General features: G+C 71.1%; 10 protein-coding genes. 2 read left to right on the forward strand and 8 right to left on the reverse strand.

Features of this window, described 5'->3' with window-relative positions:
• Positions 1-203: 203 nt before the first annotated feature.
• The 8 genes from bioD to ACVJO7_RS32925 all read right to left on the reverse strand — a co-directional run bounded on the left by bioD (position 204) and on the right by ACVJO7_RS32925 (position 10,726).
• Entirely contained in the window at positions 204-884 is a 681-nt protein-coding gene (bioD, locus tag ACVJO7_RS32890; RefSeq protein ID WP_005456800.1) for an ATP-dependent dethiobiotin synthetase BioD, read from the reverse strand.
• 97 nt (positions 885-981) lie between these two features.
• On the reverse strand, positions 982-1,767 hold the full coding sequence (gene fabI, locus ACVJO7_RS32895; protein ID WP_005456799.1) for an enoyl-ACP reductase FabI: 786 nt from the start codon (positions 1,765-1,767) through the stop codon (positions 982-984).
• A 239-nt stretch (positions 1,768-2,006) separates the two neighbouring features.
• Positions 2,007-3,689, reverse strand: coding sequence for a dihydroxy-acid dehydratase (ilvD, locus tag ACVJO7_RS32900; protein WP_005456798.1), 1,683 nt, complete (start codon positions 3,687-3,689; stop codon positions 2,007-2,009).
• A 35-nt stretch (positions 3,690-3,724) separates the two neighbouring features.
• On the reverse strand, positions 3,725-5,170 hold the full coding sequence (locus ACVJO7_RS32905) for an NADP-dependent isocitrate dehydrogenase (protein WP_005456797.1): 1,446 nt from the start codon (positions 5,168-5,170) through the stop codon (positions 3,725-3,727).
• A 41-nt stretch (positions 5,171-5,211) separates the two neighbouring features.
• Positions 5,212-5,811, reverse strand: coding sequence for a hypothetical protein (locus tag ACVJO7_RS32910; RefSeq protein WP_005456790.1), 600 nt, complete (start codon positions 5,809-5,811; stop codon positions 5,212-5,214).
• Positions 5,812-5,902: 91 nt separating this feature from the next.
• The gene (locus ACVJO7_RS32915; RefSeq protein WP_113643307.1) at positions 5,903-8,533 is read right to left on the reverse strand and encodes a DUF2309 domain-containing protein; all 2,631 of its coding nucleotides are present in this window, start codon (positions 8,531-8,533) and stop codon (positions 5,903-5,905) included.
• A gap of 154 nt (positions 8,534-8,687) precedes the next feature.
• On the reverse strand, positions 8,688-10,157 hold the full coding sequence (locus ACVJO7_RS32920; RefSeq protein WP_217266928.1) for a proton-conducting transporter transmembrane domain-containing protein: 1,470 nt from the start codon (positions 10,155-10,157) through the stop codon (positions 8,688-8,690).
• Positions 10,158-10,267: 110 nt separating this feature from the next.
• Complete coding sequence (locus ACVJO7_RS32925; protein ID WP_005456782.1) at positions 10,268-10,726, reverse strand: hypothetical protein; 459 nt, start codon at positions 10,724-10,726, stop codon at positions 10,268-10,270.
• A gap of 126 nt (positions 10,727-10,852) precedes the next feature.
• Here ACVJO7_RS32925 and ACVJO7_RS32930 point away from each other — a divergent pair, with 126 nt between their 5' ends.
• The gene (locus ACVJO7_RS32930; RefSeq protein ID WP_005456781.1) at positions 10,853-11,152 is read left to right on the forward strand and encodes a helix-turn-helix transcriptional regulator; all 300 of its coding nucleotides are present in this window, start codon (positions 10,853-10,855) and stop codon (positions 11,150-11,152) included.
• Positions 11,152-12,021, forward strand: a complete 870-nt coding sequence (locus ACVJO7_RS32935; protein ID WP_005456780.1) for a DUF6671 family protein — start codon at positions 11,152-11,154, stop codon at positions 12,019-12,021. The genes ACVJO7_RS32930 and ACVJO7_RS32935 overlap by 1 nt, the downstream gene beginning before the upstream one ends.
• Positions 12,022-12,035 lie beyond the last annotated feature (14 nt).

Raw genomic sequence — 12,035 nt, forward strand, 5'->3', positions numbered from 1 at the left:
GGGGTACTTCCTCGGTGCTGCCAACAGAGCCTTCCTTCCCAGTCCCTAACCATGGGACCAGTCTTCGAAGACTCCGGCGAAGCGGGGGAAGCTCATCTCGCGATCACTCATGGTGACTGTCGCTGCCGGGTGAAACTGACCCGGTCTGACCAACCGCTCGGGTCCAGGACGTGGGTAAGCGGGTCAGTGACCGAGGGGCGTGGTCAGGGATTGCGTGCCGAGGGGGGCTCGCCGCTGATGGCGCGCCAGGCCGCGTCGGAATCAACGGTGTCGGCGAGGTCGTGGTTGGTGAGTACGGCGAGCGCGTCGATGGCTGTCAGCCAGTCGCGGCTACGCCGGTGCACCTCGTCGCTGGGGTCGTATCGGTTCAGGACGACTAGCACCTCGTGTCCGGTGAGGGCTCGCGCGGCGAGGCGCACCTGGGACACAACTCCTAGGACAGGCTCGGTGACCAGTAGCACGAGGTCCGGTCTCACCCGCTGCGCCAGTGAGAGGGTGTCGCCGTCATGGGCGATTGGTGAGCACAGCCCGCCTGCGCCCTCGACGAAGCCGATGGCGACGTCTGAGGGCCAGTCGAGTTCGGCGACGAGGTCGTCGAGCAGGATCGGAGCCAGTTGTAGGGTGTCGGCGGCCATCGGTGGCGCGAGGGGTACCGGGTACCACCGGTGTGGCGGGCACACCGTGTCGGCGGGCGTGTCAGTTGCCTCGCCGAGCACGGCGGCGTCGGTCGCGGTATCACCGGGTGTGAACGACTGCGCCGGTTTGCGGGCCGCGACCTCGATGCCAAATGCTCGCAATCGTCGCGACAAGGCGGCGGTCACCCAGGTCTTGCCGACCTCGGTGCCGGTGCCGGTGACCAGGATGAGTCGGCTAGGTCGGGTCATGGAGCGCCCACCGGGTCAACCAGCCGAGATCTTGCCCAGTCTGCGCCAGGGCACCTGCCCTGATCAGTGTGGAGGTGTTGGATGTCCTCGTGGCCCATCATGATCCCTGTTGGCGCAGGGGCGCGGCCATGGCGTGGTAGCCGCCGTCGACGTGGAGGATCTCGCCGGTGATAGCGCGGGCGAGGTCGGAGAACAGGAAGCAGACGGCGTCGGCCACCGGGGTCGAGTCGGCTGGGTCCCACCGCAAGGGCGAACGGGTTGCCCAGGCGTCGAGCAGGGCTTCGAAGCCGGGGATGCCGGTGGCCGCCCGGGTATGGATCGGCCCGGCCGCGACGAGGTTGACCCGGATTCCGGCAGGCCCGAGGTCGCGTGCGAGGTACCGGTTGAGCGACTCCAGTCCGGCTTTGCAGACGCCCATCCAGTTGTAGACCGGCCACGCGGCGCTGGCGTCGAAGTCGAGCCCGACCAGGCTGGCGCCGGAGGGTGGGGCGAGCCGGTTCACCGCCGCGGCGAGCGCGGCGAGGGATACGGTGCTGGTCTGGAACGCCAGTCCGATCCCTTCGGGGCGGGCGTTGAGTAGGGGGCCTTCCAGGGCGTCGGCGGGTGCGAAGGCGATGGCGTGCAGGGCGCCGTCGAGTCTCTCCCACCGCTCAGCGATCGTTGCGGTGAGCCGGGCGGTGTCGTGGGAGGCAGTGGCGTCGAAGGGGATGACGTCGATGTCGCCGGTGAGCTGCGCTGCCGCCGCACGGGCCCGATCGAGATCGCGGGGGAGCCCGGTGAGCAGCACCTCGGCGCCGAGTTGTTGGGCGCGGCGGGCGACGGCGAAGGCGATGCTGTCGGTGGTGACGACCCCGGTCACCAGGATGTGCTTGCCGTCCAACACAGTGCGGCTCCTTCGCGGGGGTTGGTGTGTGCGGCCCGGCAGGCGTGGGTCGTGACCGCTTGGTGGACGTCGATGGCCCGGCGGATGCAGGGTCCGGTCGTGGCGGTGATTCCTTCGACAGGGCGGTCGGCGCTGGCGGCACCGCCGATGCGCCCCGCAGGCCGTGCCGCCGGCACGGCGATGGGAGAAAAGCCGGATCGCTCGCGTGACATGATGGTGTTTGCGTCGGGTGGGGCTGCTCATCGTGGGGTGGCGCCGACGAGCGCCCCCTGCGAGGCGCAGCCGACGAGGCGGCTGTACTTGGCTAGGAAGCCGTTGCCGGTCGGGGCAGGGGGTGGGTGCCAGCGGTGACGGCGTCGTTCGAGTTCGGCAGGGTTGACGTCGAGATCGATGGTGCGTGCCGGGATGTCGATCATGATCGGGTCGCCGTCGGCGACCAGCGCCAGCGGCCCGCCGGCAGCGGCCTCGGGGGCGACGTGGCCGACGCAGAGGCCGGTGGTGGCGCCGGAGAAGCGGCCGTCAGTGACCAGCGCCACCTGGTCACCCAGGCCGGTGCCGCGGACAGCGGCGGTGACGGCGAGCATCTCCGGCATTCCCGGTCCGCCGCGTGGGCCTTCGTACCGGATCACGATCACCTCGCCTGCGGTGAGGCGACCGCCTGAGACGTAGCCCATGGCGGCGTCTTCGTTGTCGAAGACCCGGGCTGTGCCGTGGAAGCGGTCGACGGTCAGGCCGGCCATCTTGACCACCGCGCCGCTGGGGGCGAGTGCCCCGCGGAGGATGGCCAGGCCGCCGTCGGGGCGGAGCGGGTCATCTGGCGTTCGGAGGACCGTACCGTCGGGTTTCGGGGCTGCGAGTTCGGCGAGGTTCTCGGCCAGGGTGGCTCCGGTCACGGTCAGGCAGTCGCCGTGGAGCAGTCCGGCGTCCAGCAGCGCGGCGAGCACTGCGGGCACGCCACCGACCTGGTGCAGGTCGGCCATGACGTGGCGCCCACCGGGACGGAGATCGGCGATGTGGGGGGTGTGTCGGCTGATCCGGTCGAAGTCGTCGAGGGTCAGGCGGACGCCGGCTTCGTGGGCGATGGCGGGTAGGTGCAGCGCGGCGTTGGTCGACCCGCCCAGGGCCATGACCACGGTGATGGCGTTCTCGAAGGCTTCGCGGGTGAGGATGTCGCGTGGGCGGATCCCGGCGCGCAGGGCGGCGACGGCGGCCGCTCCGGTGTCGTGGGCGATGCCGGGGCGTGTGGGGTCGATGGCGGGGGCGGATGCCGAGCCGGGCAGTGCGATACCGAGGGCTTCGGCTTCGGCGGCGATCGTGTTGGCGGTGTACATGCCGGCGCACGATCCGGCTCCTGGGCACGCGGCGCGCTCCAGCTCGTCGAGGTCGTCGGTGCTGAGCAGGCCGCTTGCCTGCGCGCCGACGGCCTCGAACACGTCCTGGATCGTCACCGGCCGACCCTGCCAGCTCCCGGGGAGGGAGGAGCCGCCGTACAAGAACGCCGTGGGTACGTTGAGGCGTGCGGCGGCCATGAGCATCCCGGGAAGGCTCTTGTCGCAGCCGGCGATGGTGACCATCGCGTCGAGTTGTTCGGCCTCCATGACACACTCGACCGAGTCTGCGATGAGGTCCCGGCTGGGAAGGGACGCGCGCATGCCGCGGTGCCCCATGGCGATCCCATCGGACATGGCGATGGTCGAGAACCGCATCGCCACCCCGCCCGCCTTCCTGACCCCGTCGGCCGTCGCGCCTGCCAGGCGGTCCAGGGCGATGTTGCAGGGTGTGAGGTCGTTGGCGGCCGCGGCCACACCGATCTGCGGCCGGGTGAAGTCCTCGTCGGCGAACCCGACTGCCCGCAGCATCGCCCGGGCCGGTGCTCGGGTGACGCCGTCGGTGACGATTCGGCTACGGTGACGCGGGTCCATGTCTTCTCCCGGCTTCGCTTGGTCAGCTCGGCCCTTCATTGGCCCTGGCCTCGGGTGAATGCGGGTTCGCCGTCGAAGGCGTAGAGTCCTTCGGTCTTGATCGGTTCGATGCCGTGCTCGACCATGCGGGCCTGGAGGGCGACGACCTCGGCGGCGGTGGTGGTCCCGCGCGGGTCGAGGAAGCGGCATCGCCAGTGGTCGGTGAGCAGGGTCTCGGGCGCGCCGCCTGGCCAGACCTTCTGTCCCCGGTTGGAGATCATGTCAAGGTGCAGGGGTGCGGCGAACGGACGAAGCTTGGCGGCGAGTTCGTCTGGGGTGGTGTCTGGGCTGTGGACGAACACGTCGACGCCGAGCTGGGTCTTGGCGGCAGCGGATCGGCCCGCGAGCTTGACGGTGATCGGCCTGTGCTGGGCGTAGTGCGTTGCCGGCAGCCGGGTGGGTTCTTGGCCGAGACGGTCGATGACCGATGCCGCGAACGCCGTGGTGCCGACCTTGGAGGTGCTGGTATCGGGCTCGTAGATGTCGTAGGTGTGGATGCCGTCTTCGATGGTCCGCAGCCAGGCGTTGTGGACTCGGCTCGCGACGTCGGCTTGTCCGATGTGGACCAGCATCTGTACCGCGGCCAGCAGCAGCCCTGAAGGATTCGCAACGTCTTGGCCGGCTCGCCGGGGGGCGGATCCGTGGATGGCTTCGAACATGGCGACTCGCTCGCCGATGTTCGCGCTTCCGGCGAGGCCGACAGATCCGGCGATCTGGGCGGCGACGTCGGAGAGGATGTCGCCGTAGAGGTTCGGCAGGACGACGACGTCGAACGCCTCGGGGGTGTCGGCGAGCTTGGCCGCACCGATGTCGACGATCCAATGCTCTGCCTGGATATCGGGGTAGTCGGCGGCGACCTCGTCGAACACCCGGTGGAACAGGCCGTCGGTCATCTTCATGATGTTGTCCTTGGTGAACGCTGTCACCTTGGTTCGCCGATAGGCTGTGGCGTACTCGAAGGCGTAGCGAATTACCCGCTCGCATCCCTGCCGGGAGATGAGCTTGAGGCACTGCACGACCTCGTCGGTCTGGCGGTGCTCGATGCCGGCGTAGAGGTCCTCTTCGTTCTCCCGAACGATGACGACGTCCATGCCAGGGTGCTTGGTGGCGACGAACGGTGCGTAGGCGACGCATGGCCGGACGTTGGCATAGAGACCGAACGTCTTGCGCACGGTGACGTTGAGGCTCTTGAACCCTCCGCCTTGCGGGGTGGTGATGGGCGCCTTGAGGAACACACCCGTGCGGCGGATCGACTCGAGCGCCTCGGGAGTGACGCCGGCGGGGTTGCCAGCCTGATAGACCGACTCTCCGATGGTGATCGTGTCGATGTCAAGGGCCGCGCCTGCGGCGTTGAGCACCGAAAGGGTGGCTTCCATGATTTCCGGACCGATTCCGTCTCCGTGGGCGACGGTGATCGGTGCGGATGTGGAATGCGTGGTCATGCTGCTCCTGAGACCGAGGACGTGACGGGACGCTGGATGGGCTAGGGGCGAGTCGTGGCGGTGCCGCGTGCGAGCCGGCATCCGGCGCTGGTCGTGCCGCACGGTCCACTGATGCCCTGCTCTGGGTCATCGATGTACCAGTGGGTCGCGACCAGGCGCGGGTAGCGGCTGCCGAGTTCGGTCAGGGTGGCGTGGACGGTGTCGCGGGAGTCGGTGTGCGCGAAGACCGGAAAGAACGCTCCCGGCAGGCTCGCTGCGGGCGCCGCGCCTTGCACCAGGACATCGAGGATCAGGCGCCGTCGCTGGTGGGGGTTGTGTGCCTCGCGCAGGGCGGAACCGTCCAGCCAGCACAGCGACCACAGCCCGGACACCGAGGAGGAGGTCCGGATCCCCACCGGCACTGCTGGCGGGCGCCCTTCCGTGGGGTCCCCGACGGCGCATCCGCAGGTCTGCACATGCTCGCCGCACGGGAACAACGTGGGCAGGTCCGCGTCAAGCTCGCGGCGGATCCAAATCCCGAGCAGGGCGTCCCGCTGAGCTGGATCGCCGCCGTAGCGCCGGTGGTGGACCAGGTAGTCGCTCGCCTGCTCGACGGCGACCTCGGCGTGGTCCACACTTGAGATCAGTAGAAGCGCGCTCATCGGGTACCTCTCTTTCCAAGCGGCTCTGTTACGTGGGGAGTTAGGACAGGTCGTTCCGGGTGGGACGCCGCCATCGGGTGGTGTGGAGCGGTCACGGGAGCGCCTGCCGGGATGTCGGTGCTGGCGTGTCGGTGCTGGGGTGCCAGGGCTGCCACCCGGTGGGGGTGTAGCGGTGCCACGGGTCGTCGGGCTGTTCCCGTGCGGCGAGTCCAATCCAGTCGTGGCTGAACATGTGGTGCAGCATTGTGTGGCGGGCGATGAGGGTGTCCAGCCTGGGCAGGGGTGCCTGCACGATGGCGAGCAGGCGTTGCGGTTCATGTCGGGCGTGGTGGCCGTCGGTGAGGGACTGCCAGGGCAGGCCGGGCTGGAGGTCACTGGTGTGGCCGGTCATGACGCCCAGGCCCCCACCGGTGACGTTGTGCAGGGTTTTGCTGCCGGCGCCGAAGGACTGCGGGTCGACGGTGGCGAAGTAGTACTGGCTGTTGATCCAGTGTGCGACGACGAGCGGCGCGGTGAGGATTGTTTCCAGGACGGTGCCGGTCGGGTCGAGGTCGGGATCGTAGTCGTGGAGGAACACGCGGCTGTGCAGGTCGATGCCGCGGGTGAGGGCGCGGGGCGCGATGAGGAAGGCGGCGTTGTCGGCGAGACCCCATTCCGGGAAGACCTGGGCCCAGTCACGGGCCCGGGCGCGGGTGTGGCGCGCCGCGTGCCGCGGGCGGGGCCGGGTGGGTGCGCCCGGCAGGATGGCGCAGCGTTCGGCGGCCAGCCGGGTGCCGGCCGTGCGGAGGTCGGCGGTGAGCCTGTCAGCGTCGCGGCGGTGGGTGGCGGGCAGGAGGTGGGTGTCCAGCAGGCGTACGGTGTCGGTGGTGGTGTCGTGTTCGGCCGGGACGAACCAGGTGTCGTCGGGAACGGTGATGCCGCGGTCGGCCAGGTGACGGCGGACCTGCGGATCGTTGAGCAGGGCGGCGGCCGTGCGGGCGTTGGGACCTCCGGGATGTCCCCCGCAGGCGCCGCAGTCCAGCGCGGCCTGGTAGGGGTTGTTGTCGGTGTGGGCGCGGTGCCCGCAGAACACGACCAGCCGCGCGAACCCGCGGGTCAGGCCCATCAACGTCAGGATGGTTTCGGCGGTCGCGGCACGCTCCTCGCGGGTGAGCGCCTCGGCGATGGAGATCTCGGTCTGCGGCTCGGGCGTGATGCGGCGGGCCCACCACGCGCCTGTGGCGCCGGCGGCACGGGGAGTGAAGGTCTTGGCCGCGGCCAGCGGCCCGGCCAGCCAGCCGGCGGCTTCGGCGAGGGCGAACGGCGCCAGCAGGTCGTCCTTGGCGGCGTGCAGGGAGTGCTCGGCGGCGGCGAGCACCCTGCGACCGGCCAGTGACCGCTCGGCCGCGCGCCGCCGACCAGGGGCGGGGTGCTCGGTGAGGGTGTGGCGAGGCGTGATCGGGCCGGGACACTGGGTGCGAGCGGCACCCCCGGCGAGGTCGCGGTAGCGCATGGCGACGGCGAAGAAACCGGCGAAGCCCAGGGTCTGGTAGCTGCCGAGGACCTCCAGGTGGCGGCGCAGTCCTTCGGAGCGGGGATCGATGCAGCACACCACCTGCGCCCGCGGTGGGGCTTCGGGCAGTTCGGGCTGGGGCCGGCCGAGGATGCGCAGCAGCAGCCGGCTCCGGTAGTGGTCCTCGTAGGCGTCCAGCCAGACCAGCGCCCGCTGCTGGATCGGCAGCTGGTCGAGCAGCTCCACCAGCTCGCTCCGTTGGGCGGCATCGGTGTCGGTGACTTCCAGCGCTCCCAACAGGTGGTAGGCCCGGTCGTGCGGGTCGACGGTGGCCTGCCGGGTGTCGAACCGGCTCGCGGAGGCCCAGGACCACGCTGTGCCGGGAGCGTGGGAGCCGGCGAGCGCGGCGGCTTCGACGGCCAACCGCAACGCGAGGTAGTCGACGAGGTCGATGCCGCTGTCGGGCCGCTCGCCGCGCCACCGGACGTGGGCGGCGAAGCCGGGCAAGCAGGCCAGGTGGGCCTGCAGGTAGCGGGTCCGCTGGTCGTCCGGGACACCGAGCGCGGCCAGCGCGTCCAGGATGGTGTGCTCGGCGCGTTCGGGCAGGTGCCGCAGCCGCGCCCGCACCGGCCGCGGCAAGGTTCCGTCATGGGCGGCCAGCGCCCGCCACGCCGAGTAGAAGCCGCGGTCACGACCCGGCATCCGCCAGGTGGACTGGCCTTCGTCCAGGTAGGCCGCGCACCACTGGATCGTGTGGGTGTTGAGCAGGGCGGCCACCTCCGGGGCCAGTGCTTCGGCCGCGGTGCGTGCCTGACGGCGCGGCGGTGGACACGCGATGCCCTGGTGCAGATCGGCCACCAGCAGGTCGACCGGGTCGTAGGCGCGGTTGCCGAGAGTGAGCGGGCCCCGCTGTAGCGCCGTGGGGTGGCGGCGGGCCAGCGCGGCGCGCAGGTCGTCGTCGGTGATCCGGCCGCGCTGCCAGGCGGCACGTAGCCAGGTCTCGTCTGGGGTGACTCGTGCTCCGAGCAGATCCGCGGCGGTGGTGGCCGCGTCGGCGAACGGGCGGTCCAGCAGGCCGGACAACGGGTTGACCGCGATGAAGTCCGCCAATGGCCAGGTCGGAGCCAGGAATCCGGCCGCGTCGGCGATCTCGGCGCGCACTGCCGCCTGCTGTGTGGCGACGTCAGAGACGGCATCGGGGGCGAGGTTGGTGGCGGGGCCGGTGGTCATGAGTGTGAACCCTCCTGCGCGAGCACGACGCGACAAGTGGCGGAACGTGCGACCGTGGAGAACAGGGGAAGCCACGCGTGCGGGACAGCCGGTGACTCACCTGTCATGGCGGCGACCCGCTTGCGCGGGATGCCGTCGAGCGCGTGGGGGCGAGTCACGCCCGAGCTCCTTCCAGTTGGGGAACCGGCCGCGGACGCGGTGTCGGTACCAGCCGTGGCGGGTGACCCCAGGCGGCGGTGTACGTGCGCTGCTGCCCGGCGGACAACGCCGCCACGTACAGCCGGTCGCGCCACCGGCCCAGACCGACCGCGGGTGCCAGGTGGAGCAGCAGCGCACCGGCCGCCAGCACCGCCACCACGGTCGCGAGAACCCAGGCCGAGACAGCGGCGGGCCCGCTTGCGGGCAGGCTCGGGGCCAGGAGCTCGGTGACCGCGCCCACCAGGGCCAGGTACCCGATCGCCACGCCCGGCAGCACGATCACCACCGTGACCAGCGCGCCGCCGGTCGGGTGACGACGCAGCCAGCCCCACGCCAGCCGCGCGGCGGTGGCCACGGCGAAGAGCGACAACGCGACGCCGCCGGCATGAAGGGGTAGCAACCAGGCCGCCACCCCGACCGCCGCGACGGCGGCGACCCCGGCGAGGACAGCGACCTGCGCTGCGCGGGCAGGAGCCAACCGAGGCGCGGGAGGAGCCGCAGTGTGGCCAGCGTGCCGCTGCACGGCCGACCCCGAGCCGAGGAACAGGGTGGCTTTGAACAGCCCGTGCGCCACCAGGTGCACCACCGTCGCGGCGTAGAGGCCGAGCCCGCAGGTCATGAGCATGAACCCCATCTGCCCGATCGTGGAGTGCACCAGCGCCCCTTTGATGTCGGGGCGGGTCAGCATGATCGCGGTGGCGGCCACGACGCTGGCGGCTCCGATGGCGAACGCCAGGTGTGTCGCCACCGGCGCGGCACCGACGATCGGCGACAGCTTCACCAGCAGCACCCCGCCGGCGTTGACCACGCCGGCGTGCAGCAGAGCCGAAACCGGGGTCGGTGCCGCCAGGGTCGCCGGCAGCCATCGGTGCCAGGGCAGCTGCGCGCACCGCACGGCCGCGGCGACCACCAGCGAACAGGCCACCACCGTGCCCACCGCACCGCCGAGGGCCGCGTCGCCCTGGTGGCGCAGGTCGAGATCCCCCCAGACCGTGACCGCGAGGACAACCCCAGTCCACAACGCGGCGTCCCCGGCGACGACGGCACGGGTGGTGCGCCGTGCGGCATCGACGGCCGAGGGCGCCGGCCGATACATCCCCACCAGACGGCACAAGATCACCCCGGTCAGCGTCCACGCCACCGCCAGGGTGACGAGAGTCGCCGCGGTCACCATCACCGTGGTCGCGGCGGTCAGCGCCCCCGCCGCGACAGCGAAGCGGGCCGCGGCCGGATCGCCGTGCAGGTAGCGGCGGGCGAACGCCTGGACCACGGCGCTGACCGTGCACACCAGCAGCAGAACGATCGCCCCGACGTGGTCGACCACCAGCCCGGTCCAGGCTCGCCCGTCCGGGTTGGCCAGCACCATCGCCACCGGCCCGCCGACTACCACCGTCACGGCCAGCGTCCCCGCCAGCGCGGTGGCCACCAGCGCCGCACCCGCACCCAACGCGGGCGCCAAGCTCCGTAGCCGCCGGATCGACCCGGCCATGGCCGCAACAGCGGGAAGGGCCACCAAAACGAGCAGCGTCACCCCTGTCACGCCGTCGTACCTTCCTGACCCGCGCGCGCCGCCGCGCCGCGCGTCGCCGGGGCTCCGGCGAGGTCGGTGGCGCGCGGCTCAGCACCGGTGCCCGCAGCGGGCTCGGGCGGCGAACCGAGGTGTTCCAGGCAATGCGGAGGCAACGCACGCCCGTCGAAACCCCCGATCCGCACCCGGACGAACTCGTCGTGGACCACGCAGTACAGCGACCGCCCCCGTTCCAGCTCCCGGGCGATGTAGGCACCCACGCTCTGCGCGGCCCCCCGCCGCACGCCCGGCGGGCTGGTGTCGATCACCACGTCCGGCGGCGGCGAGGCCCACCGGTGCGCCCAGCGCCGCGCCACCTCATCGGCCGCGCGCTCGCCGGTCAGTACGCCCGCCATCTCGGCGTCGACCACCGCGCCCACCTCCCGCAGCAGGTTCTCCCACGGGAGCGCCATCTCCTCGTCGCCCATGACACCCACCTCCCAAGCACGCTACCAATGACCTGTGTTCTAATACGCGATATGAATCATACGACATTGATGACGTGCTTTGGCAAGCGTGACATGCGTTACCCCCGACGAGGTACAGTTGCGGCCATGCAGGAGTGGACGTTCTTGACCAATCACGCCCACGTACTGCTGTGCGTGGTGCGGGATCCACAAGTTCGGTTGCGGGATGTGGCCGAGGTGGTGGGCATCACCGAGCGGGCGGCGCAGCGCATCGTGGCCGACCTCGTCGAGGCGGGCTACCTGGAACGCACCAGGGAGGGGCGGCGCAACCGGTACCGGTTGCATCCGGATTTGCCGCTGCGGCACCCGATGGACCGTGACACCGCCATCGGGCAGCTCGTGGCCCTGCTCACCGGCATCGACGCCCGATCCGGCAACCTCGTGTAATGCTCGCCGTGCACCCCTACGCGGGCGCACCGGTCGCGATGGCCACCCGACACGGCAAGCAGCGAGCCCTCGCTGCCGCCCTGGCGCGGATCCCCGGCATGCGGCTTGTGCTCGCCCACGATGTGGACACCGATCAGCTCGGCACCTTCACCGGTGAGATCCCCCGCGCCGGGTCGGCGGCCGAGACCGCGGTCCGCAAGGCGCGCCTCGCGATCGAGTCGACCGGCCTCGGACTCGCCGTGGCCAGCGAAGGCTCCTTCGGCCCGCACCCGGTCGCGCCAATGCTGAGCGCCGGCCAGGAGATCCTCGCCTTCCTCGACACGGTGCGGGACGTCTGCATCCTGGAGCGCCGAACCACACCGACGAACTTCAGCCACACCACGACCCGCCGCCTCGACGAGGAAACCGACGCCTACCTGGCGCGCGTCGGTTTCGGTGCCCACGCGGTCATCGTCCGTCCCCACAGCCCCGCCGACGTGCGGGCTCCAGGCCCCATCTGCAAGGGCATCCAGACCCGTGCCGACCTCGATGCGGCGATCAGCCGGTGCACCGCGCACTCCACCGATGGCCTGGCGCGACTGGAGACCGACATGCGCGCGCACGTCAACCCCACCCGCATGCGGGAGATCAGCGTGCTCGCCCACCAACTCGCCTCGCGTCTGGCCACCCTGTGCCCGGCCTGCGGCACCCCCGGATTCGGCCCGGTGGACCGCGAACCTGGTCTGCCCTGCGGCACGTGTGGCGAGCCCACCCGCCTGACCCTGGCAACGATCCACGGGTGTGCCCGCTGCCCGCACCGCGGCCGCCACCCTCGCGATGACGGCCAACGACGTGCCGATCCCACGTTCTGCGAATGCTGCAACCCGTAACCCCCGGACACCAC

It is taken from the genome of Pseudonocardia sp. DxW, from assembly GCF_058448985.1.